This is a genomic window from Acinetobacter sp. AG1 (genome assembly GCF_001005525.1).
Taxonomy (GTDB): Bacteria; Pseudomonadota; Gammaproteobacteria; order Pseudomonadales; family Moraxellaceae; genus Acinetobacter; species Acinetobacter modestus.
In genome coordinates, this window is the sequence record NZ_LBMZ01000124.1 from 47,940 (window position 1) to 72,195 (window position 24,256).

Here is a 24,256-nt window from a genome sequence, read left to right on the forward strand (position 1 = left end):
ATGTTGAAATATAGTATTGTTATTCCTGTTTATAACCATCCGCATTATTTGGCAGATTTGGTGCAACATCTGGAACAATTCCAGTATCCGATTATTTTGGTTAATGATGGTAGTCATGCCGAATGTACTGCAATTTTACGCCAATTAGCGCAGCAGAATAAATCGGTACATTTAGTTGAGCATGAACTCAATCAAGGTAAAGGGCAGGCAGTGATGACCGGTTTACGCTATGCTGCGCAAATGGGGATGAGCCATGCTTTGCAACTTGATGCAGATGGGCAGCATCACTGGAATGATGTGGCTAAATTTTTCCAACGCTCACAACAGCAACCGCAAGCAATGGTGATTGGTCAGCCAGTTTTTGATGCTTCTGTACCGAAAAAACGCTTATATGGGCGTTATGTAACTCACTTTTGGGTTTGGCTAAATAGTTTATCTTTAGATATTAAAGACAGTATGTGTGGCTTTCGGATCTATCCTTTGGATAAGACTATTCCGATCTTAGATAAAGCCAAATTTCAGCCAAGAATGGGCTTTGATAGTGAAATTCTTGTTCGTTTAAAATGGGAAAATACACCATTCATTAATATTCCAACGCCTGTGATTTATCCTGAGCATGGCGTATCACATTTCGATGTATGGCGTGATAATGTTGGCTTGAGCAAAGCACATGCGACCTTATTTGTAGGCATGTTGATTCGTTTTCCTAAACTGATTTGGCACAAGTTTAAGGCTGATTGATGACAAGTCCTCAAAGCGCTCACGACACTTGGCACGACATTAAAGAGCGTGGCGGACTTCTGCCATTAATGTTGATGCTTGGGTTCTACCGTTGCGGTGGGCGGTGGCTCTGTCGTGTGGTGTTGTATTTTATTATCATGTGGTATTGGTTGTTTGCTGTGATGGCACGTCAGGCATCACTGCAATATTTACAACGTTTACACCATTTTGCAGGCACACAATCGCCATTCTCAGCAATGCCAACATGGGTCAATAGTTATACTCACTTCATGCAGTTCGGTGAGTGCATCCTCGATAAAATTGAGGGATGGTTGGGGCATATTCCTGAGCAAAAGCTAGAATTATTTGGACATGAAAATTTCCAACAGCACTATCAAAAGGGTGCGATTATTGTGGTTTCGCATTTTGGTAATATCGAATTACTACGTGCGATCAAGTCGGAACATAGCCAAAAAATCAATGTGCTGGTCTATCAAAAACACGCCTCGCAATTTAATCAATTTCTCAAAAAAATTAATGATAAAGCCGATGTGAATTTAATTTCGGTTGATGAGTTGGGGATCGAAACTGCCATTTTGCTAGAAGAAAAAATGCAGCAAGGTGAGTGGGTAATTGTGGCGGCAGATCGGATTCCAGTGCAGTCAGATCGAGTGCAAAATGTGCAGTTTTTGGGTGCAACCGCAGCTTTGCCACAAGGGGCATGGATTCTGGCAAATTTACTCAAAGTGCCTGTATTAGCGGTCTTTTGCTATCGTATGCAGCAAAAATTTCAAGTTCATATTCACCCTATCGCAGAGCAAATAGAGCTACCTCGAAAAACTCGTTTAGCCAGTATGCAACAAGTGACACAAAATTATGTCAATGTGCTCGAACAACATTGCCTGCGTGCGCCGTATCAGTGGTTTAATTTTTATCAGTTTTGGACAAAATAACGTGAATGCAAGTCAAATTGGATCAATGATCAAACCTACTCTGATCGTAGGAGAGCAGCCGCTCAGTATTGAAGATGTGGTGGCAGTTGCTCGTCAAGAGCTTAACGTGGCATTGCCTGAGACAACCGAGTGGCGTGAGTTGATTCAACGTGGTGCTGATTTTTTAGACCAGTTATTGCTTGATGAAGGCGTGATCTATGGTGTGACCACAGGTTATGGCGATTCGTGTTTGGTTGAAATTCCAATGCATCAAGTGAATGAACTACCGTTGCAGCTCTCTCGTTTTCACGGTTGTGGTTTGGGTGAAAATCTTGATCTGCTGACAGCTCGTGCAGTGGTGGTGACTCGTCTTTGCTCATTGGCACGGGGTTATTCTGGTGTGTCGTTGAGTTTGCTTGAACGTCTCGTTTGGATGCTGAATGAAAACATCATTCCTGTGATTCCTTCTGAAGGTTCTGTCGGTGCAAGTGGTGATTTGACGCCGTTGTCTTATATCGCAGGGGCATTGGTGGGTGAGCGTGATGTATACGCACACGGCAAGATTGTGCCGATTACTCAGGTTTATACTGAGAAAGGTTTACAGCCTTTAACCTTGCGTCCGAAAGAAGGTTTGGCACTGATGAATGGTACGGCAGTTATGACTGCAATTGCCTGTTTAAATTATAAAAAAGCTGAACAAATTTCTTTAGCAAGCACTCTTATTACCGCTTTGAATGTATTAGCTTTAGAAGGTAATCCAAGCCATTTTGATGAGGTTCTATTTGCGCAAAAGCCGCATCAAGGACAACAACACATTGCCAAGCAGCTCCGTGATTGGCTGAATAGTGAAGTGCAAACAGCGCATCAAAGTCCACGTTTACAAGATCGTTATTCTTTACGTTGTGCACCGCATATCATTGGGATATTTGAGGATTCTAAAACGTGGTTACGTCAATTCATTGAAAATGAGTTGAATTCAAGTAACGACAATCCTTTGATTGACCCGATTAATTTGCGTGTTTTACATGGTGGACATTTCTATGGCGGTCATATTGCCCAAGCAATGGATAGCTTAAAGATTATGATTGCCAATATCGCCGATTTGATGGATCGACAAATTGCACAATTGGTCGATCATAAAATGAATCATGGTTTGCCTCGCAATCTGACAGGTTCAACAGCCGAGCGTCTACCGCTCAATCATGGTTTTAAAGCGGTACAAATCGGGGTTTCGGCTTGGACTGCGGAAGCCTTAAAAAACACCTTAGCCGCATCAATTTTCTCTCGTTCGACTGAATGTCATAACCAGGATAAAGTCAGCATGGGAACAATCGCAGCACGTGATGCGACCCGTGTGATTACCCTGACTCAACAAGTGCTTGCTGCTTTATGTTGTGCCAGTGTGCAGGCCGTTCATTTAAAAGCGGTTGAGTCACAGTTAAGTCCAACTTTACAAGCATTTGTTGCATGGACTTTACAAAGCTTTGCATTACTTGAAGAAGATCGCCCTTTACAAACTGAACTACAACAGATCATTAATCGTTTCGACAAACTTGAATTGTTGAATCAATTTCAACAATAGGTCGAGGAGCGAAACATGCAGGCAGATGTAATCATTGAAATCCCATTTCATGATGTCGATACCATGAATGTAGTTTGGCATGGACATTATCTAAAGTATTTTGAAATTGCACGTTGTAAGTTATTGGAGCAATTTAATTATAACTACAATCAAATGAGAGCATCGGGCTATGCGTGGCCTGTGATTGAAAGCCATGTGCGTTATGTACAAGGCATTGAGTTTGAGCAAAAGATTAAAGTACGAGCTATTTTAAAAGAATGGGAAAACCGCCTAAAAATTGAGTATTTAATTCTCGATGCAGAAACTGGGCGACGTTTAACCAAGGGTTATACCACGCAAGTGGCTGTGAATATGCAAACACGAGAAATGTGTTATCAGTCCCCACAAATTTTGTTGGATTGTTTAAATGCATGGGATGAATTTAAAGGAGAGGTTATATGATTTTTAATCTCTTTGTTTTGGGGGATCGTCGCCAAGTTATTATCGTTCCCCCCTCTAAATCTCCCCCTTATCAGGGGAAGACTTCCACGAATTTGATATATTCTTTGGTTTGTGGAATTGTCTCCATTTTTAAGGGAGGAATAGGGGGGGCTAAACTTGGAATTTCCCTCTTTATCGTGCTTTCTCTATTTAGCGCATTCAGTTATGCCGATAACACTGCGGTGACGACGATTTTTCAACAATTGTCGAAAAATGATATGGTTCGTGCGGACTTTGAACAACAAAAGAAGTTAGCCAGTTTAAATAAAACCTTTGTTTCGAATGGCACATTGAGCTTTGCAAAATCCAATGGGGTGCTTTGGCAAATTAAGCGACCTGTGCAAGCGGATCTGATCGTGACGCAAAAGAAATTGGTGCAAAAAACGCAAAGAACCTATAGCCAGATTCAGATAGATCAATCCCCGTATAGTTCTGTTGCGACTTTATTTTTGCAACTCATGTCGGGTGACGAAAAAGCATTAGCCAAGAATTTTAATGTGGTGTCTGCGGATTATCGAGCAACAGGTTGGAAGATTGCCTTAACACCGAAGTCGAACTTATTTAAAAAATTGTTTGTGCGGATTGATGCGCAAGGGCAGCAATATGTCGATAAAATTGTGATTCAAGAACAAGCCAATAACAGCACGACGATTTTATTCCGTAATCAAAATACTCAACCGAACCAACTTACGGCTGCTGAATATGCGCTTTTCCAATTGGCAAAATAAATTTACTGCCCTTTGGTTAATCATCTTAACCATTGTTGGTCTCGCACTTGCTGTTGCATGGTTGAAAAAAGAGATTCATATCCAAACCAATATTTTCGCTTTGCTGCCTGAAACACAACAAAATCCTGAGCTTGCCAAAACCCAGCAATACATGAGTGATCAGCTCAATCAAAAAGTATTTTTGGTTTTAGAAAGCACTGATCAACAGGCTTTAGCGCAAGCAACTCAGTTACTCCAAAAACAGTTACAACAGAGTGTATTGTGGCAGCCATTGAAGCCACAACTTGATTTAGAACAATTCTCGAAACAGTTATATCAACATAAAGTCGGTTTATTGAATCCGCAAGCTCAACAGTATTTACAGCAACAAGATTACCAAGCCTTAACTGAACAAAGTTTGATGCAACTGATGAGTGTGGGGATGCCAATTACGGCTGAATCATTACGACAAGATCCATTGTTGTTGTTTCCTCGCTATATATTGAGTGTCGCCAATCAAATCTCAAGCAAAATTGAGCTAGAGCAGGGTTTTGCCACCATTCATGACGATCAGAAAACCTCACGCTTGTTGGTCTTAGAATTAACACAGAGCCCATATAATATTGATTATCAAGAGCAAGTTTCTGCTTGGATTGTACAGTTACAACCACAGCTTACCAAGCTCAAGGTACAGTCGCATTGGACGGGAACGATTTTATTCTCGAATTTTGGAACACAATCTGCCAAACAGGAAATCTCAACTATTGGACTTGGTTCAACTTTGGGTTTAATTCTATTGGTTTGGTTTGGTTTTCGCTCATTCCGCCCATTGCTCACGGAGTTCATCGCAGTTTCAACAGGTACTTTGTTGGCATTTGCAGTGACACATTGGATTTTTGGTGAAATTCATCTGATGACCTTGGTCTTTGGGGCGAGTTTGATTGGGGTCTGTGTTGATTTTTCTTTCTATTTTATGGCGATGCAATCACAGCATCGAAAGCTGGATGGTTTCAAAATCCTAACTCCGCTGTTACCTAGCTTATTCATGGGTCTGATGACGACTGTTGTGGCTTATGTTTTCCTCAGTTTTACTCCATTTCCTGCCTTTAGACAGATTGCGGTTTTTTCGATTGTCGGTTTAGTCGCAGCATGGATCACCAGTGTTTTGTTATTACCAAGGTTACCACCGTTAAATGCACAAGCTGCAATTCAACGCTTAGTTTGGGTTGGACAGGCACGACAATGGTTTCAGCAACATCACACAACCCGCTATGGTTTGATTTTGACCATTATCGTGATTGGAACGATCAGCTTATTTTCTTTGCAATTCAATGATGATATTCGTAATTTACAAAGTATGGATGCCAAACTAAAACAGCAAGATCAATACATTCGTACTTTGTTCGGACAGCAACAGAGCAGTGATTATTTTGTGGTGCAAGCGAGTTCGAGTGCAGCGTTAGAACAGCAGGAAGCTCAATTGATTCATCAACTGCAACAGCTTCAGACTCAGGGCAAGATTGATCATTTTCAAGCTTTAGGGCAATGGATTCCACCCATGGCGCAGCAACAGCAAAATGTACAGTTATTAGCGAAAATTCCTGAATCCATCTTAAAAAATTATGCAGAGACTATGGGGTTGAAATTTGCAGATGTTCAAGCTTGGCAGCAGCAACTCACTCAGCAGCCATTGCTGACCACACAAGTTTTTCAGCAACATCCTTTAGCGTTTTTACAAGTGAATCCGACACAGCGTTTAGTGATTGTCAATGGCGTCAAGCAGGTCGGGGTGTTAGAGCAATTAGAGTCAGCCCATGTTCATTTTCAGCAGCCTGTTCATACGCTCTCCCAAGCTTTTGCACAGCATCGTCAGCAAGCACAGCATTTGTTGATCTATGCCTTGTTGAGTTTGGCGATTGGTTTAGGGATTATCTATGGCATCCGTTCAATTTTGCCCTTAGTGCTGCCAGTGACTCTCGCTTTATTGAGTACTTTTGCAGTACAGGCATGGTTGGGTGTGGAAATTAACCTATTTAGTATTATGGGGACATTTCTGATTATTGGGATTGGCGTAGACTATGCCATTTTTTATCGACATGGGCATGATCATCCTCAAGTCGTTGGCATGGCGTTATTCTTGTGTATGATGTCGACTTTATTGGGCTTTGGACTATTATCACTGAGTCATACTTATGCGATTCAATGTTTTGGCTTAACCGTTTTATTGGGTGTCATTTTTTCATTTATTTATGCAACTTTACTCACACCTGCAGATCAAAAACATATTGTGAATTTAGAAACAAATTAAAAAATTTAAATTTTAGGGGGTTATATGAATACTATACAAAAAACAGATGTTGTGATTATTGGGGCTGGGCCTTCTGGTAGCTCTGCTGCGGCATTACTTCGTCAAAAAGGCTATGCGGTCACGATCATCGAAAAACAATATTTTCCTCGTTTTTCGATTGGTGAATCATTATTGCCACAGTGTATGGTGTTTTTAGAAGAAGCAGGCTTGCTCGATACGGTTCGTGAGCATGTGGAATCACGTGGGTTTCAATTTAAAAATGGTGCGGCATTTTTATGTGGTCAAAAACACAGCCATTATAATTTTACTGAAAAATTTACCGATGGCCCTGGGACAACATGGCAAGTCCGTCGTGCGGATTTTGACCATTTACTAGCGCAACAAGCTCAGCAGTATGGTGCAGATGTACAATTTGGGCATGAGGTGATTGCCGTCGATGTGGCATCTGAGCAACCGATTTTAACAGTCTTAGATGAGTCACAGCAACAATATCAAATTCAAGCCAAGTTTTTACTGGATGCGAGTGGCTTTGGGCGAATTTTGCCGAAGTTCTTAGACTTGGAAAGTCCTTCAAATTTCCCTGTGCGTCGTGCAATTTTTACCCATATTGAAGATGGGATTGCTGATCGAACTGATTTTGATCGAGAGAAAATTTTAATTACTGTCCATGAGAAAGATCATCGAGCTTGGTATTGGTTGATTCCTTTTGCGGATGGACGTGCATCATTTGGTGTGGTAGCAGAACAAGATTTCTTTGATCACTATCAATCAGAGGATATCGAACAAAATGAACCTGAACCATTATTGAAACGAATTCTAGCGGATGATCCTGCTTTATCTCAGGTATTAGAACAAGCTAAATTTGATACACCTGTACGAACTTTGGTGGGTTATTCTGCCAATGTGAAGCATTTAGCAGGTTGTAACTATGCGTTATTGGGTAATGCAGGTGAATTTTTGGATCCTGTGTTTTCTTCAGGTGTAACCATTGCATTGAAATCATCAAGCCTTGCTGTACCGTTACTCGGTCGAGTGCTGCAAGGTGAGCAAGTCGATTGGATGCAGGAATATGAAGTCCCGCTACGTAAAGGTATTCAAGTTTTCCGCGCTTATGTTGAATCTTGGTACGAAGGCGAATTTCAAGATGTGGTCTTTTCTAGTAATCAAAATGAAAGTATTCGCCGTATGATTTCCTCTCTATTGGCTGGTTATGCATGGGATGAACAGAATCCAATTCATAAAAATGCAAAACGTCGTCTAAATACCTTGGCTGAATATTGTCGAGAGGGCTTGGCACAAGAGCAAGCCTTAGAGGTTTAGTATGCAACAAATTTGGGGTGGCTTACTGTGTATGAGTCTCTTGCTATTGGGGGGGTGTCAGTTGATGCCCCACGCGCAAGGTCTGAAAAGCAGCCATTGGCAAGCACAACAATATCAGCGTCAAGATCAGGTTGAGGTACAGTGGAAAGACAAAAGTTTTAGCTTTCTACTGTATCAGCAGCAAAAAGGTCAGCAGTTAGAGTTGGTGGGATTGGGTTTGACGGGTCAGCCTTTATTCCAACTTATATTTAATGGACAACAAGTGAAGGTACAACAACGAATTGAAGCGATGCGATTACTACCGTTTGAGTTTGTTGCTCGTGATATTTTGTTTGCCACTTATCCAAATTTTGCTCAATTGGGACAAGAGGCGGTTCGTGTCGAGAATACTGCGAATCAGCAAACGGTTTTTATTGGGCAGCAAGTGGTATTGCTTGTCAAAAAACAGCCGAGTTCGATTGAGTTAGATAATCTACAAGTCCCTTATCGCATGACTTTAAGTTCAATTGAAAATACTTTAAACCCAGATCAGCCTGAGCCAGTAGTAAAGCCATGAGTCAGCCTTTATCCAAACAGCCACAATTTCAAGCGGTTGGAATTCCCCTGAGTATAGGGTTATCTGCATTGGGGCAAACCGCTCAGCATATTCAGCACAGTTTAACTCAAACCAATAATACCTTGACTTTAGAGAATGGCTTAGTGGTCGATCGTTTGGTATGGGTTGGACGTTATGCTCATCCACTGATTGATCAAGTATCCGAATGCTTAGATGCATTCGATTCTCGAAACTTACGGTTTGCATTAACTGCTTTGGCGACGATTGAAACTGAGCTTCGAGATTATGTGGCTAAGATTGATCCAAAGCGTTTAAGTATCGTGGTTGGAACATCAACTTCAGGTATTTCAGATAGTGAGGCACTGCTGAAGCAATATTTTGAGGGGGATACCTCGATTGCAATTTCGCATCAGCCACAAGAAATGGGGTGCCTCGCAAAAGCATTGCAAAAGCATCTCGAATGGCAAGGGGCTGCTTATACGATTTCGACGGCATGTTCTTCTAGTGCTAAGGCATTTGCTGCGGGGCAACGTTTAATTCAGTCAGGTTTGGCTGATGCCGTTTTAGTTGGTGGTGTTGATACTTTGTGTCAACTGACCTTAAATGGTTTTAATAGTCTCGAAAGTTTGTCTGCTGATATTTGCCAACCCTGCGGTATCAATCGTGATGGTATTAATATTGGTGAAGCTGCCGCTTTGTTTTTATTGACCAAAGAAGCAGCACCCGTGATGTTATACGGTGCTGGTGAATCAATGGATGCATGGCATATTTCAGCACCCCATCCAGAGGGTGAGGGCGCTGCAATCGCAATGCAACGTGCCTTAGCGAGTGCCGAGATTGAACCGCATCAGATTGGATATGTAAATTTGCATGGTACGGCAACTCCACAAAATGATGCGATGGAAATCAAAGCCATTCGACAGGTATTTCAAGAGCATGCCGTTGCACTCAGCAGTACTAAGCATAAGACAGGACACTGTTTAGGCGCGGCGGGTGCAATAGAAGCTTTGATTTGTACGCAAGTCTTAAATAATCAAACATGGTTGCCTATCCATCAACAGACTGATATTGATCCTGAATTAGCAGATCAAAACTATGTAAGCGATGCTCAGCTTGTACATCCGATTCAATATGCTATGAGTAATTCTTTTGCCTTTGGCGGAAGTAATATCAGTTTGCTATTTGGCGTGGAGCAATAAATGAAACTAGATGCGATTCAGTATATTCCACACGAACAGCCGATGGTGTTTATTGATTATCTTGTGGAAGCTAATGAAGGCTATGCGATTGCTGAGCTGAGCATTACCACCGATTTGATGTTTTCTGAAGAAGAGGGTTTACCGACTTGGGCAAGCATTGAAATTATGGCGCAAACGGTAAGTGCATATTCAGGCTGGCTCGGGCAGCAAAAGCAGCAGTCGCCCAAAGTTGGTTTTTTGTTAGGTACGCGAAAATTACATTTACCTGTTGCCTATTTTGCACTGGGTCAGACCCTTAGAATTCGAGTGGAACAGCAATATTTACATGAAGGCTTAGGGCAATTTTCTTGTGAAATTTATTATGCAGATCATGTTATTACTGCTTTGTTAAGCGTGTATGAGCCGACTGATCAATCTGTATTAAAGTTATAAGTTTGGGATAAAGAATGGACAGAAGAATATTAGTCACGGGTTCAAGTCGTGGTATTGGTAAAGCGATTGCATTGCAATTAGCTCAAGCAGGATTTGATATCACGATTCATGCGCGTTCTCGTGAAGCTGAGGCGCAACAAGTGGTTGAACAAATTCAAAAACTTGGACGCAAAAGCCACTATGTATTATTTGATGTAAATGCACGAGAATCTGTTAAAAGTCTATTAGAACAAGAAGTTGAACAACATGGGGCATTCTATGGGGTCGTGTTAAACGCAGGACTTACCCACGATGGCGCATTTCCTGCATTAACGGACAACGATTGGGATGAAGTGATTTCGACTTCATTAGATGGTTTTTATAACGTACTTAAACCATTAATCATGCCAATGATCCATTTGCGTAAGGGCGGACGTATTGTCACACTTTCTTCTGTTTCTGGAATTATGGGCAATCGTGGGCAGGTGAATTATAGCGCTGCCAAAGCAGGTTTGATTGGCGCCACCAAAGCGCTAGCTTTGGAATTGGCAAAACGTAAAATCACGGTGAATTGTGTTGCACCGGGTTTGATTGAAACTGAAATGGTGACCGAAGAAGTCAAAGCATATGCGTTGAAAATGATACCAATGCAACGTATGGGACAAGTCGATGAAGTGGCGAGCGTGGTGAATTTTTTATGTTCTGATGATGCTGATTATATCACGCGTCAAGTGATTTCAGTCAATGGAGGTTTAATCTAATGAAGCGTGTTGTTGTCACAGGAATGGCCGGGATTACCTCATTAGGTGAAACAGCCGATGAAATTTTTGCTCAATTTCATGCAAGTAAAAGCGGAATTTGCTATATGCCTGAGTGGGAGCAATATGTTGATTTAAGAACAAAATTGGCTGGACAGGTTAAGTCCTTTCAGATCGCTAAACATTTTAATCGAAAAGTGATGCGTGGTATGGGGCGTGTCGCTTTGATGTCGGTGATTAGTGCCGAAAATGCCTTACAAGATGCAAACTTATTAGATTCAGCTCTTTTGAAAAGTGGTGATGTTGGGGTTGCTTTTGGTTCTTCTGCTGGGAGTGTTGATGCGATTAGTGAATTTGGCAATATGCTGATTGATCAAGACATGAGCAAAATTAATGCGACGACGTATATCCGTATGATGTCGCATACCAGTGCTGTCAATATGACCGTCTACTTTGGATTGAAAGGATTAACTTTACCAACATCGAGTGCATGCACCTCAGGTTCGATGGCGATTGGGCAAGCTTATGAAGCGATTAAATATGGCAAACAAACCATCATGATTGCAGGCGGTGCAGAAGAACTCAGTGCGGCAGGGGCGGCTGTTTTTGATGTTTTGTTAGCGACCAGTCGAATGAATGATCACCCTGAAAAATCACCACGTCCTTTTGATGCTAACCGAGATGGTTTAGTGATTGGTGAGGGTGCAGGATGTTTAATTATTGAAGAATATGAACATGCTATACAACGTGGTGCAACAATCTATGCTGAAATTGTAGGGTATGCGAGTAATACCGATGGTCAACATGTGACTAAACCTAATACCGAAATGATGGGGCGTTGTATGCAGATGGCACTTAAAGATGCACATTTGGATGCGAGTCAAATTGACTATGTGAATGCACATGGCACATCGACAGATCAGGGTGATATTGCTGAAACCCAAGCAACTGCAAGAATATTAGGTCGTAAACCAATCAGTTCATTGAAAAGCTATTTTGGGCATACTTTGGGTGCTTGTGGTGCAATCGAGGCATGGTTAGGCATCGAAATGATGAATCGTGGGCAACTGGTGCCGACCTTAAATCTAGATGAAATTGACTCACAATGTGGTGATTTAGATTATATTACTCAGCAAATTAGAGTTAGCAATACCAATATCATAATGAGCAATAATTTCGCTTTTGGCGGGATTAATACCTCACTTATTTTTAAACGCGTAACATAACAAGGAGCACAATAATGTCAATCAAACAATTATTTTTGGTTGCAGTACTTGCAACGGGCTTTACAACATCTGTTCAAGCAGCCGATGTAACACATAATTTCGATTTTAAAGCAGCAGTTGATCGTGCTGTAGCTGACGGTACTTTAGATGGCACAGTCAAGTTTTATCTCAAAGGAAATAAGTATGGTGGTAAAGTTTTAGAGCAAGATATTGTCACAAACCCAAAAACCAATGGCTTTGGTAAATCGGCTGAAACTGCATGTGACTGGGTACTTCGTTCCGCACTTATTCAGTTAGACAAAGCGGCAAAAGCACGTGGTGCAAATGCGGTGGCCAATATTGTGAGCTACTATAAAAAGAATGAAACCAAAAGTACGACAACCTATGAATGTCATAAAGGTGTAGCGGTTGCAGGTGTTGCACTGAAAGGCGATCTTGTTAAGTTCTAAATCTATTTAATAAGCTACTGTTTTTATTAAATGGTAGTTTACTGGGTGAAGCTGATGGTGGCACGTAAAATTGAAATACATATTCAAGCTTTGGCTTCACTTCTTGAGCGAGATAAAGCAGATTTCTCAGATTTTAGATCGTTTAATGATTATCAAAAACAACAGATTAAAGCCTATCGGGATCAACTTTTGGCAAATAAATTAAAGTGTTTAACTACTGATCTACAATTTTCAAAACATGAATATGGTAAACCATTTTTAAGCTCTCATACCTTGGAATTTAATCATTCACATAGTCAACAATACTATGCTTTGGCGATGAGCGAGCGTGTGAAAGAAATTGGTATTGATGTGGAAGAGCTGGATCGGAAAGTTCGTTTTGATGCCTTGGCTCAACATGCCTTTCATCCTGAAGAATATCAAGCATGGTTGCAACAAGATCAAGACCCAGAGTATTGGCTCAGAGTATGGACGACTAAGGAAGCAATTTTAAAAGCATCAGGTTTTGGAATTAGACTGAATTTAAATAGTTTAATTACACAAGTTCATCCATCACATGATGGTGGAATGTGTACTCATCCTTTGATTGGAACATTTGCTTATCAAAATTTTGTTTTAAATCAGAAGATCGTGCTGACTATCGCATGGCGTGCAGAGCAGTCTTGTCGCGGTTTTCAATTTCCGCAGATTCAAATTATTCAACATTGATAAATGAAGAACGTACAACCTCGTGCTCTAATCTTAATCAAAAAAGCCAGCATTATGCTGGCTTTTTTGATTTGAATTTTACGATGATTCAGATTTAAGGAATTTCTTCTTCATCAAATTCAGGTTTAACTTGGACAATAAAATCTTGACGATTTAAACCACGCCATAAAGCAAATGCGGTACCAATATAAATTGATGAGTATGTACCAATAAAAATACCCACACACATTGCAATTGAGAACCAATGTAAACCATCACCTCCCCAGAACATCATGGCGAGAACCACAAGTAATAGGGTCATTGAGGTATGTATCGTACGACGCAAGGTCTCTGTTAATGCGATATCTACAATTTCACGTGGTGTTGCTCCACGAATTTTACGGAAGTTCTCACGGATACGATCCGATACAACGATGTTATCGTTGAGTGAGAAACCCATTACCGCAAGTATTGCTGCAAGCACGGTTAAATCAAATTGCCATTGGAACAATGCAAACGTTCCGATGATAATTACAATATCGTGAAATAATGAGATTACGGCACCCATTGCAAGTTTAAACTCGAAACGAATGGTGACGTAGATCAGCATTAAGATCAAAGCAAGTGCAAGCGCACCTGCAGAGCGGATATAAAGCTCATTACCTACTTGACCACCAACAGAGTCAACTTTATGGACTTCTGCTTGGTTATTTGGCAATTGGACTGCTTTAGTGATGGTATCGTTTAGATCTTCAACTTTAAGATCTTCTTGCACTGGCATACGTACAATCAGGTCTTTATTACTTCCTAATGTTTGTACAACGGCATCTTTAAAGCCTGCTTTATCGAGTGCTTGAGCAACTTGAGCTGGTTGAACAGCTTCTTTGTAGTTGAGTTCAGCAGAGATACCTCCAGTGAAGTCCAAACCAAGATTCAGCCCCTTTGTGACGATAAAGAAAACGCTCGCAAGAGTAATCAAGATCGAGAAGATTGCAGCAGGTTTAGCAATCTTCATGAAAGGAATGATTTTTAGATCATCTGGGCGACCGTATTGTTTTGAGTCTTGTTGAGTCAGATCAGTCATGTGAATCTCCTTAAATACTCAACTTAGTCAAATTACGGCGTTTGCCATAAATGAGCTGGACGACAGCACGGGTCACAGTAATCGCAGTAAACATTGAACATACGATACCGATCATCAAGGTGACAGCAAAGCCTTTGATTGGGCCTGTACCAATTGCGAACAAGATAAATGCTACGATGAAAGTGGTTAAGTTCGAGTCGAAAATGGTGTTATAGGCACGATCATAACCTGCGACAATTGCTTGTTTAGGGGAGGCTCCCCAAAGCATTTCTTCTCGTATACGTTCGCAGATCAGTACGTTGGCATCAACCGCCATACCAATACCAATAACGATCCCCGCGATACCCGGTAAAGTGAGGGAAGCACCAATCCATGACATAAAAGTTAAAATCATGGCAAGGTTGAACACCAAGGCAAAGTTTGCAATTAAGCCAAAGAGACGGAAGAAAACAACCATCCAAATTGCAACCAACAAGAAACCGATTTGAGTCGATAACACACCCTTATCAATATTCTCTTGACCAAGACTTGGACCAACAACACGCTCTTCTACAAAGTACATTGGTGCAGCTAAAGCGCCCGCTCGAAGCATCAAGGCAAGTTCTGCTGCCTCTTGAGGTGAATCTAAGCCAGTGATACGGAATTGTGAGCCCAATACAGCTTGAATGGTTGCCGCATTGATGACCACAGATTCTGTATATGGTGTGCGTACTTCAGTTTGAGCACCCGTCTTAGGATCAGCAACATAAGAGATCTTTTGTTTATTTTCAATAAACAATACCGCCATACGTTTACCCACGGCATTACGTGTTGCATCTGCCATGAGCTTACCACCAGCGGTATCTAGGGTAATATTTACTTCAGCGCCGCCAGAATCTTGACTAAAACCAGAGCTTGCATTTTGAACACGCTCACCTGTCAAAATACGATTACGTTGTAAAAGAAGTTGACGACCGCTGTCCAGAGATTGATAAGCAAAAACCTCAGTACCCGGTGGAAGTGGTTGACCATTATATTTGCCAGTGTATTGATCAATATATTGATCATTACTGTCAGCAACTAAACGGAATTCTAAGTTCGCGGTACGACCTAATACACGTTTTGCTTCAGCAGTATCTTGGACACCCGGTAGCTCAACTACGATACGGTTACTACCTTGCGTTTGTACCAATGCTTCTGCTACACCAAGTTCGTTAATACGATTACGTAATGTAGTTAAGTTTTGGTTGACTGCATAAGGCTGAATTTCTTGACGACGAGTATCTGTATAATTCAGTTTTAGAGTCGCGCCAGATGTCGTTGCAACGGCTTGTTGAGTAAACTCATTACCGTTACGACGTAAAAAATCTGCCGCGGCATCACGATCTGCATTGTCAGCAAATTGGATCGTAATGGTGTTATTACTTAAAGCAAGATTATTAAATTTAATTTTGTTGTCACGAAATTGACGACGCAAATCAGTCGCAGATGTTTCCATACGCTGACCAATCGCTTTATCCATGTCGACTTCAAGCAAGAAATGTACACCGCCACGTAAGTCCAAACCGAGTTTCATCGGTTTAGCCCCAATCTTTCGCAACCATTCTGGTGTTGTTGGTGCAAGGTTGAGTGCAACCACATAGTCATCACCTAAGTCACGGCGCAACACTTCTTTGGCTTTTAACTGTGCTTCTGAAGAGTTTAATCGTAATAATGCCGCATTATTGGTGAAGCTATTGTCGTGACTGCTAATGTTGGCAGTTTTTAAAATCTGCTCCGCTTTTTGCACAATGGTTTGATCTATTTTTGTGCCTGCTTTAGCGCCTGAAATTTGGACAGCAGGTTCATCTGGATACAAACTAGGAAGTGCATATAACGTACTGATCACAAGTACCACAAGGATCAGTAAATATTTCCATGCAGGGTAACGCATTCGCTTTCTTCTTAAATGAAAAAGTCGTGCTGAGGCACGACTATCTTATGATTAAAGGTTATTTAGTGTGCCTTCAGGTAATACTGAAATGACACTCGCACGTTGAATTTTTACATCGACACCACGGCTGAGTTCAACTACTGCAAAGTCACCATCAAGTTTGGTGATTTTTCCCATCAAACCGCCTGCAAATACGATTTCACTGCCCACACCTAAGCTTTCGATTAAAGAACGATGCTCTTTAGCACGTTTTGCTTGAGGTCTCCAAATCAAGAAGTAGAAGATCCCGATAAATACAGCAATCATCAACAAGTTTGCCATCAGGCTAGGGCCTTGTGCAGCCGCTGGAGCAGCGTGAGCAGTAGAAATTAAAAAGCTCATTTCGATTTCCTAAAATTAAAAAGTCAAAAATTAATAATAAAATTCCAATTCGTTTTGCAATGTACCTTGTCTTGCGGTCAGGCGCAAATCTTGATGCAATTCATTCACATTAGTCTTCTGGACAAGCGGGAACTTCTAGACCACGACGTGCATAAAAGTCCTGAACATATTCGTCAAATGTGCCGTTATCCAATGCATCACGCATCCCTTGTGTCAGTCTTTGGTAATAACGCAAGTTATGAATGGTGCCGAGCATCGATGCCAACATTTCTCCGCATTTCTCTAAATGATATAAATAGGCACGGGTGAAGTTTTTACAAGTGTAACAATCACAATGTGGATCTAAAGGTCCTTTATCATGACGATATTTACTATTACGAATTCTTACCAGACCATCAGTGACAAAATAATGACCATTACGTGCATTACGGGTTGGCATGACGCAGTCAAACATATCGACACCACGGCGAACTGCCTCAACGATGTCTTCTGGTTTACCAACACCCATCAAATAACGTGGTTTGTCCTGTGGCATTTTGTTTGGTAAATAATCAAGCACTTTGATCATTTCTTCTTTTGGTTCACCAACTGATAAACCACCAATTGCATAACCATCAAAGCCAACTTCTAATAAACCTTTAAGTGATTCATCACGGAGATCTTCATACATACCGCCTTGAATAATACCGAATAAGGCATTTTTATTCTTAAGCTCATCATGGTGGTGGGTTTTACAGCGTTTAGCCCAACGCAAAGACAGTTGCAGAGATTTTTGCGCTTCTTCATGTGTTGCTGGGTAAGGAGTACATTCATCAAAGATCATCACGATATCTGAATTCAGTACGTGTTGGATCTCCATTGAAATTTCTGGAGACAAAAACACCTTTGAACCGTCAATAGGAGAACGGAAAGTTACACCTTCTTCTTTGATTTTGCGCATTGCGCCTAAGCTAAATACTTGGAAACCACCTGAGTCGGTCAAAATTGGTTTATCCCATTGGATAAACTCATGTAGACCCCCATGCTCCTTGATCACTTCCAAGCCAGGACGTAAATATAAATGGAAGGTGTTACCTAAAATAATCTGTGCCTGAATTTCTTCAATGTCACGAGGTAACATGCCTTTCACTGTACCGTAAGTACCCACGGGCATAAACACAGGTGTTTCAACCACACCATGCTCTAACGTAAGTCGACCACGACGGGCACGTCCCGACTGACCTAATTTTTCAAATTTCATGACACATCCATCAAGGCGAAAAAACAGTTCGCTGATCAAAAGCGGCTATTTTCCTTGATTATGGCGTGTAGTTCTACTACTAAATGTAGCGTAAGTTAAAAAATAAAAAAGCCAATCAAGATAAAGCTTAGATTGACTTATATTCAAGTAAAAATAAATTTTAAAAATTCGGTTTATAGTCAAAATTTTCAGTTGCAAGATTATCCTTAAACGGGCGAATGGCTTTCTTGGATAAGGTTAGGGTATTGATCAGGTTGTTGGGGAAAACCTCGATCTGGTTATTAAACAATTCTACGTTACGGTTAAATATCGTGATTGCCGCACCCACATTCTCGTTTTGTTCCTGAATATCATCCATCATCTTGCTATAAAGTGCATCAGCTTTCAGTTCAGGATAATTTTCCACCACCACATTGAGGCTACGAATCAGTTCCTTACTCATTTTCTCAATCTGTTGTAATTGAGAAATATCGGTATCATTGACATTCAGATTCAGAATTTGTTGGCGTAATTCAGTCACTTTTTCCAAAGTTGATTTTTCAAACTGAGTATATTGATCTAATGTTGCTTCCAATGCTTCTAAAGTCTTTACTTTTTGACGCTCAAAGTTAGCAACTTCTGACCAAGCACGTTTAGTCGCATTAAAATAACGAACAATATTGTTACGTGTGTAAATCGCCCATACAACGATCACAACAAAAATTCCCAAGAATATGAGTAAACCGGTCATCGTCATTCCCCTTATTATGTTTTCCCTAAGCCCTCTCTCAAAGAGAGACGGAGGATTTATTGAATTAAATTAAGCATCAATTGTTGAAACTTTTGATATTGCGGCATGGTCATGGTACGTAAATGTCCACGTAATGCAGAAATATCATGGATTTCACTGCGTTTACTGGCGGTTTGGAAAAGGTTTTGTTCGCCGAGGTAACACAAAATTTGCTCTTCATGATGATAAATTAAATCACCAGTAAAATGTTGAAAAAAATCATGTAGCTTTAAAGTGAGGCTGGGACTAATTTCTTTTGCTAATTGATGTTGATCGACCCCAAAAATATTTAACTCTTGGTTAATTAAAATATCGCTGCTTTGCCATGAACTTGTATATGGTTCAAAAAAACGAGAACGTTTATTGCTGACCGCTATTCCTGAAGCAGGCATTTGAAAAATAAAAGCTCCCCATAGATATTTGTGAATTTCTTTGGCAATTTTCTGATTGCTATTTTCTTCCTGAAAAATGGGTAGTTCACTGACATAGTGATATTGAAACAATAAAACTTGATGTTCTGTCGTACCATCATGCCATGTAGTTGAAGCATATTGGATGATTTCGTTAGATTCAGTGCCACGATTAAATAATGGGAAAAATTGCTTCAATCTACTGATCACCAATAATGGCTGTGCTTGAATGGGTAAATAAGCGGGTAGCTGTTGAAATTGCAGACCATAACGTAAGACAGTCATGCGTTGTTCGAGATATGTAATGACCTGTGTGAGCGGCTCTTTTGGCTCATACAGTAAATACGCTAAAAAGCCAGTCAAAAAGGCAGCGAGAAGGCTAAAGATATACTGAATATGTGGGTGAAAAAAATAGCCAAATACTAATGTGCAGACGCTCACAATGCCTAAAATAAAAGGCAATACATTAAAAAAGCATAAGCTATGATCATCACGCCACGGATGTAAAGCATCCAGCAAATCTTGATCACTATGTGATTTTTGCCCTATATCCCAAAGCCGAGCAATATTGCGGAAAACCTGCGCATTTTTTTTTCGTCTTATATGTAAGGCTTGTTCTACAGTATCGATCGGCATCGTTCTATTTAAATCAGTTGTTTAATTGATCCACTAGCATAGCATCACCATAGCTAAAGAAACGATAGCGTTGTTCAACAGCATGTTGATAAGCCGCTAAGATGTGGTCTCGATTTGATAATGCAGAAACTAGCATCAGCAAAGTTGATTCTGGTAAATGGAAATTAGTAATCAAACGATCTACGATACAGAATTGATAACCTGGATAGATAAAGATTTGCGTATCACCTGTCCAAGCTGCAATTTTACCTTGATTAGCTTGCGCAGCACTCTCTAAGGCACGAGTCGCAGTCGTTCCAACAGCAATGACTTTATTACCACGAGCTTTAGTTTCTAAAATTAGATCAATTGTGGCTTGCGGCACATCACACCATTCACTGTGCATAATATGATTGGTGATGTCGGTGGTACGTACAGGCATAAAGGTGCCTGCACCTACGTGTAAGGTCACAAAAGTCTTTTGCACGCCTTTAGCGGCTAATTTTTCTAATAAGCCTTGGTCGAAATGTAGGCTTGCTGTCGGCGCTGCAACACTGGCAATTTTTTCAGGATCGTGGAATACAGTTTGATAACGCTCAGTATCAATCTCTTCGGCTTCGCGGTTGAAATAAGGCGGGATTGGGAGCTGACCGTATTGATCCAGCACCGACAAAATCGGTTGTGAAAACTTCACCACAAACAGATTTTCATGGCGACCTTGTACCGTGACAGGAATAGCATCTTCACCGATATATAGTTCTGCGCCTGCTTTAGGTGAGTTACTTGATTTGACATGGCAATGTGCGGTGTGGGTGTCCAGCATGCGCTCAACCAGTACTTCGATTGCGCCACCTGTAGCGCGTTTGCCTTTTAAGCGTGCTTTCATGACTTTAGTATCATTCAGTACTAGCAAATCACCTTCTTCAAGTAAATCAAGAATATCGGTGAAAACATAATCGTGATACTGACCTTGAGCATCGATATGGAGTAGGCGAGATGCGCTACGACTATCTAGTGGGTAGCGAGCAATAAGTTCATCAGGAAGATCAAACGAAAAGTCGGAGAGTTGCATACATCTAAAACATTGCAAAAAATTGGGTGTAGTATAGTCTTTTTTGTGTTTTCTCGCTGAGTTCACGTGTTTATAAGCAGAAAAATATCTGAATGATTTAAAAGTGAGCAATAAGCGATAGTTAGTGTTTGACAATAAAATCAAACAGGTTATGATACGCAACACAAAGCATCGCACTCTTCCCGAGGTGGTGAAATTGGTAGACGCGGCGGACTCAAAATCCGCTGTCAGAGATGACGTGTCGGTTCGAGTCCGACCCTCGGGACCACTTATTAATCAATAAGTTATAATAAAATTGATTTTCTCAAGTCACCTAAATTTTGTAGATTTTTCTTAATCTGTAGCTCTTTTGTAGACAGTTGCTAATATTTCCATATCTATTCTATTATCGCCAGATGTTCTGAATTGTCAGTATTTGCATGGCTACCTATAAAATCACCAAATCATTTGTTGATAAAGTCGAGTTTGAAAAAACTGGTCAAAAAATCTATCGAGATGCCTCGTTAGTAGGTTTTGCTCTTCGTGTTACGCAGAAATCTAAAACATATATTGCTGAGCGTCGTAAAGATGGGAAAAACTATCGTGTCGCGATTGGGAAGTATTTTGAAATAACAGCAACTGAAGCAAGGATTAAAGCAGAAACAATATTGACACAAATTGGTACGGGTGAAGATCCTCGCAAACCACAAAAAATTAAAAAGCAAATTCCAACTTTGATGGTGGCATATCAAGATTACATAAATGAGCGTAACCTCAAAGGTAAAACGGTAATTTCTTATAATAAACAGATGAATAATTATCTTTCTGGTTTCCAGAATATTAGATTAAGTGAAATTACACGTCAGGATATTGTCACCAAGTTTAAGGAAATTACCAAAGTTAGCCCTGCTCAAGCTAATGGCTCCATGCGTTTATTAAGAGCAATTTATACATGGGCTGAATTTACATATACGGATGAAGATGAACAGCCTTTACTTAAGGATAATCCGATCAAAATTTTGACTGCAAAAAAACTGTGGAATAACATCAAAGCTAAAACTTCTTATCTTGAAGAAGAAGATGCTGGTAATTTTTTTAGTGCCTTATTGAATTATCAGGATGAAACACGATGGCATAGCAAGCCCTATGCAAATAATGCTCGAGATTTATATTTATTAATTATGCTGACAGGTGTTCGGCTTGACGAGGGGCAATGCTTGCGTTGGGAAACTGATGTCGATATGAATAAAGGTTTATTAATTTTCCATGATCCTAAGAATGGTGAGGACCACCATTTACCGATGGGAGATTTTTTGTTTGAAATATTTAAATTAAGATATGCTCAAAAAGGTAATGAATGGGTATTTCCTTCTCGTCAGAATGAGGGGTATCACATCACGAATATGAGGACTGCTTTAGCAAAGTTGAATGAAATGTCTGGAACAAATATTACGACTCATGATTTGAGAAGAACATATGCAACAATTGCTAACGATCTTGATTATAGCGTTGCTACCATTAAAAGGTTGCTAAATCATAAGGACTCATCACGACAAAATGATGTAACTTTGCGTTATATTCAAATGTCTACCAAGAAATTAAAACAGGCAATGAATGATATTGAGCAGCAAATATTTGAGTATACTCAGATCACACTGCATGATGCTATTAATAAAATTAAAGCCTCAAGTTAAGAGGCTTTGTATTCATATTGGCTTGTACTTTCGTATTTCTGTTTAAAAAACTCTAGTACATCCGTTTTTTGATATAGGATGGTTCTACCGACTTTTTTGAATCTTGGGCCGCCACCTTTACAGCGCCATTGTTGTAATAAGGAAATTGAAATCCCATAGTAAATAGCGATTGTTTCCTGTTCAAATTCAGCTTGATCTGCTGCATTAATGAATGCATTTTTTAATGCTAGTCTTTGTTCAAAAGTTATTTCTGAAATTTTAAGTTTTGCCATAAGTCCTCTCTATCTTAAGCATTGATTAGAGGTTGTCAGCTTAGATATAACTTGAATGGAAATGAATACTTCTATTAATGTTAATAAAAACATTGCTAGAATGTATTTATCTAATTGAAATTTATAAATATGAAAAAGATAAGTGCAGAAGACTTACATACCTTAAGCAATGAGTTATACCTATTAGCAATAGCGAACTTACATCTGAACGAATGGCAAGAATGCATTCAACAAGTTGAGTTGACTACTGGAGTAAAAGAGCTAATTTTAAAAAAGTTAGTGAGTCTTGGTGATAAAAGCTTTTATGATTTTTATCGGGAAAATAGTTTGTGGGGTGTAAGTAGCTTTAATGAATCGGTAACAGCAAGCCGAGTTGTTGAGCAAATTGGTTTAGTTGATAAGTTAATTGAAAATTTTAATGAGTTGGATGATTACATCGTCCAGACAGAATATAAGGGTATTCTTGAGGCATTGATTGAAATGATAACAACTCAATCAGGACAGGCAATACAATATGCATTGATTAGGCAATCTGTGTTAAGAAAGAAAATAGAAGGCTATATAAAGATTAAAGCTCGATATGAAAATAAACTTTATGCTAAACATAAGATTTTCTTTGATATTCTTAAGGAGCGTGCTGAAACGCAGGGAAAGTGGAAAAACCCGAATAGGGCTGTGAATGATGTATATGACGAAGTTATTGCAAAGTTTGAAGAAGTGGATCGGAACTTTATAGCAGAAAGATTGATAGAGCTTGAAAATAAAAAGAATATTCTTCTTCAGAAAATAACGATACAACAGCAGATTGTAGAATATGGTAACCCTCAAAAGAGTAGAAGAGTTCAAGATCCAGAAGATGATCTTGATCGTTTCTATGCAAAGAGAAGGCAAAAAAAATTAGCCTATGAACTAGAGTGCATCAATGCCAGCATCTCAAAATACTCTCATGCTTTAAAAGGAAAATACCCATTTATTAGCTTAGGTCGGGAAATCCTATTTAATAGTGACATTGAGTTATCGTTAATTAATTGTCTACGAAATGAGAAGAATTTGGTGAAGCAGATCATTATTCAAAAATGAGAGCTTTAAAAACTCGCTATTAGTGAAAGTTGGGTCTCGGGTGTTCCGTCATAGTGCATGAAAAATGATCTACCTCATTGTCAATCTTTAGTTTGGATGGATGTAATGAGGATAACTTCAAAGAAAGCTTGAGCCAGAGTAATTCTTGAATTTATCTATTAAAAATGAATAAAACCACACCTGTAGTAGGTGTGGTTTTTTTATGCCGAATTTTGTTGTGGGAGCTTTATTCTTAATTAGATAATTGAGGGATAGCTGACAAATTTTTAGTGAATAAATAGAAAATATTATAATTTAGACAGTTTAAATTTAAGGGATAGAAATAAGGTATAAAACTTTTAACTATATTAAATTAGATACTTTTACTGAACTTTTATGCTATTTTTTAAATATTCTATAACTAAAAATGGATT

At 39.8% G+C, this 24,256-nt stretch carries 24 protein-coding genes and 1 tRNA gene; 17 read left to right on the forward strand and 8 right to left on the reverse strand.

Annotated elements, in window-relative coordinates:
- The 14 genes from AAV96_RS17050 (at position 1) to AAV96_RS17115 (ending at position 13,356) form a co-directional block, all read left to right on the forward strand.
- A complete protein-coding gene (locus AAV96_RS17050) occupies positions 1 to 741 on the forward strand; it encodes a glycosyltransferase family 2 protein (RefSeq protein ID WP_046740170.1) in 741 nt (246 codons plus the stop codon).
- Complete coding sequence (locus AAV96_RS17055) at positions 741 to 1,673, forward strand: acyltransferase (RefSeq protein WP_046740171.1); 933 nt, start codon at positions 741 to 743, stop codon at positions 1,671 to 1,673. Before AAV96_RS17050 ends, AAV96_RS17055 begins: the two co-directional genes overlap by 1 nt.
- 25 nt (positions 1,674 to 1,698) lie before the next feature.
- Positions 1,699 to 3,234 carry an HAL/PAL/TAL family ammonia-lyase gene (locus AAV96_RS17060; RefSeq protein ID WP_046740274.1) on the forward strand — a complete coding sequence of 512 codons (1,536 nt, stop codon included), beginning with the start codon at positions 1,699 to 1,701 and terminating at the stop codon, positions 3,232 to 3,234.
- Positions 3,235 to 3,249: 15 nt separating this feature from the next.
- Positions 3,250 to 3,675, forward strand: coding sequence for an acyl-CoA thioesterase (locus AAV96_RS17065; RefSeq protein WP_046740172.1), 426 nt, complete (start codon positions 3,250 to 3,252; stop codon positions 3,673 to 3,675).
- A 161-nt stretch (positions 3,676 to 3,836) separates the two neighbouring features.
- The gene (locus tag AAV96_RS17070; protein ID WP_413772452.1) at positions 3,837 to 4,442 is read left to right on the forward strand and encodes a LolA family protein; all 606 of its coding nucleotides are present in this window, start codon (positions 3,837 to 3,839) and stop codon (positions 4,440 to 4,442) included.
- The gene (locus tag AAV96_RS17075) at positions 4,417 to 6,729 is read left to right on the forward strand and encodes an MMPL family transporter (protein ID WP_046740173.1); all 2,313 of its coding nucleotides are present in this window, start codon (positions 4,417 to 4,419) and stop codon (positions 6,727 to 6,729) included. The genes AAV96_RS17070 and AAV96_RS17075 overlap by 26 nt, the downstream gene beginning before the upstream one ends.
- Before the next feature lie 24 nt (positions 6,730 to 6,753).
- Entirely contained in the window at positions 6,754 to 8,049 is a 1,296-nt protein-coding gene (locus AAV96_RS17080) for an NAD(P)/FAD-dependent oxidoreductase (protein WP_046740174.1), read from the forward strand.
- Between the two features lies 1 nt (position 8,050).
- Positions 8,051 to 8,605, forward strand: coding sequence for a DUF3261 domain-containing protein (locus AAV96_RS17085; RefSeq protein WP_046740175.1), 555 nt, complete (start codon positions 8,051 to 8,053; stop codon positions 8,603 to 8,605).
- On the forward strand, positions 8,602 to 9,804 hold the full coding sequence (locus AAV96_RS17090) for a beta-ketoacyl-[acyl-carrier-protein] synthase family protein (protein WP_046740176.1): 1,203 nt from the start codon (positions 8,602 to 8,604) through the stop codon (positions 9,802 to 9,804). Before AAV96_RS17085 ends, AAV96_RS17090 begins: the two co-directional genes overlap by 4 nt.
- Entirely contained in the window at positions 9,805 to 10,236 is a 432-nt protein-coding gene (locus tag AAV96_RS17095) for a 3-hydroxylacyl-ACP dehydratase (RefSeq protein ID WP_046740177.1), read from the forward strand.
- Between the two features lie 14 nt (positions 10,237 to 10,250).
- Positions 10,251 to 10,976: a 3-ketoacyl-ACP reductase FabG2 gene (locus tag AAV96_RS17100; protein ID WP_046740178.1), complete on the forward strand. Its 726-nt coding sequence runs from the start codon at positions 10,251 to 10,253 to the stop codon at positions 10,974 to 10,976.
- Positions 10,976 to 12,199 carry a beta-ketoacyl-ACP synthase gene (locus AAV96_RS17105; RefSeq protein WP_046740179.1) on the forward strand — a complete coding sequence of 408 codons (1,224 nt, stop codon included), beginning with the start codon at positions 10,976 to 10,978 and terminating at the stop codon, positions 12,197 to 12,199. Before AAV96_RS17100 ends, AAV96_RS17105 begins: the two co-directional genes overlap by 1 nt.
- Before the next feature lie 14 nt (positions 12,200 to 12,213).
- Positions 12,214 to 12,648, forward strand: coding sequence for a hypothetical protein (locus tag AAV96_RS17110; RefSeq protein WP_046740180.1), 435 nt, complete (start codon positions 12,214 to 12,216; stop codon positions 12,646 to 12,648).
- A gap of 54 nt (positions 12,649 to 12,702) precedes the next feature.
- Entirely contained in the window at positions 12,703 to 13,356 is a 654-nt protein-coding gene (locus AAV96_RS17115; RefSeq protein WP_046740181.1) for a 4'-phosphopantetheinyl transferase family protein, read from the forward strand.
- Between the two features lie 94 nt (positions 13,357 to 13,450).
- Here the strand turns inward: AAV96_RS17115 and secF are convergent, their stop codons facing one another.
- From secF to queA, 7 genes are all read right to left on the reverse strand, one after another.
- Positions 13,451 to 14,419 (reverse strand): protein translocase subunit SecF, encoded by a 969-nt coding sequence (gene secF, locus AAV96_RS17120; protein ID WP_004664877.1) that lies wholly within the window; start codon positions 14,417 to 14,419, stop codon positions 13,451 to 13,453.
- Between the two features lie 10 nt (positions 14,420 to 14,429).
- Positions 14,430 to 16,331: a protein translocase subunit SecD gene (gene secD / locus AAV96_RS17125; protein ID WP_046740182.1), complete on the reverse strand. Its 1,902-nt coding sequence runs from the start codon at positions 16,329 to 16,331 to the stop codon at positions 14,430 to 14,432.
- A 51-nt stretch (positions 16,332 to 16,382) separates the two neighbouring features.
- Positions 16,383 to 16,712, reverse strand: coding sequence for a preprotein translocase subunit YajC (gene yajC / locus AAV96_RS17130; RefSeq protein WP_004664873.1), 330 nt, complete (start codon positions 16,710 to 16,712; stop codon positions 16,383 to 16,385).
- Positions 16,713 to 16,821: 109 nt separating this feature from the next.
- Positions 16,822 to 17,952: a tRNA guanosine(34) transglycosylase Tgt gene (gene tgt / locus AAV96_RS17135; protein WP_005162280.1), complete on the reverse strand. Its 1,131-nt coding sequence runs from the start codon at positions 17,950 to 17,952 to the stop codon at positions 16,822 to 16,824.
- A 160-nt stretch (positions 17,953 to 18,112) separates the two neighbouring features.
- A complete protein-coding gene (locus AAV96_RS17140; RefSeq protein ID WP_004664869.1) occupies positions 18,113 to 18,682 on the reverse strand; it encodes a LemA family protein in 570 nt (189 codons plus the stop codon).
- 56 nt (positions 18,683 to 18,738) lie between these two features.
- On the reverse strand, positions 18,739 to 19,767 hold the full coding sequence (locus tag AAV96_RS17145) for a hypothetical protein (RefSeq protein WP_046740183.1): 1,029 nt from the start codon (positions 19,765 to 19,767) through the stop codon (positions 18,739 to 18,741).
- A 13-nt stretch (positions 19,768 to 19,780) separates the two neighbouring features.
- Positions 19,781 to 20,818 carry a tRNA preQ1(34) S-adenosylmethionine ribosyltransferase-isomerase QueA gene (gene queA, locus AAV96_RS17150; RefSeq protein WP_046740184.1) on the reverse strand — a complete coding sequence of 346 codons (1,038 nt, stop codon included), beginning with the start codon at positions 20,816 to 20,818 and terminating at the stop codon, positions 19,781 to 19,783.
- A gap of 181 nt (positions 20,819 to 20,999) precedes the next feature.
- Between queA and AAV96_RS17155 the strand changes: the two genes are divergently transcribed.
- Positions 21,000 to 21,086: transfer RNA gene (locus AAV96_RS17155), tRNA-Leu, on the forward strand.
- 151 nt (positions 21,087 to 21,237) lie between these two features.
- Positions 21,238 to 22,491 carry a tyrosine-type recombinase/integrase gene (locus AAV96_RS17160; RefSeq protein ID WP_046740185.1) on the forward strand — a complete coding sequence of 418 codons (1,254 nt, stop codon included), beginning with the start codon at positions 21,238 to 21,240 and terminating at the stop codon, positions 22,489 to 22,491.
- Here the strand turns inward: AAV96_RS17160 and AAV96_RS17165 are convergent.
- Complete coding sequence (locus tag AAV96_RS17165; RefSeq protein ID WP_046740186.1) at positions 22,488 to 22,763, reverse strand: hypothetical protein; 276 nt, start codon at positions 22,761 to 22,763, stop codon at positions 22,488 to 22,490. The two genes, AAV96_RS17160 and AAV96_RS17165, sit on opposite strands and share 4 nt — an antisense overlap.
- A 129-nt stretch (positions 22,764 to 22,892) precedes the next feature.
- On the opposite strand from AAV96_RS17165, the gene AAV96_RS17170 reads away from it, so the two are divergent.
- Positions 22,893 to 23,843 carry a hypothetical protein gene (locus AAV96_RS17170; protein ID WP_046740187.1) on the forward strand — a complete coding sequence of 317 codons (951 nt, stop codon included), beginning with the start codon at positions 22,893 to 22,895 and terminating at the stop codon, positions 23,841 to 23,843.
- Positions 23,844 to 24,256 lie beyond the last annotated feature (413 nt).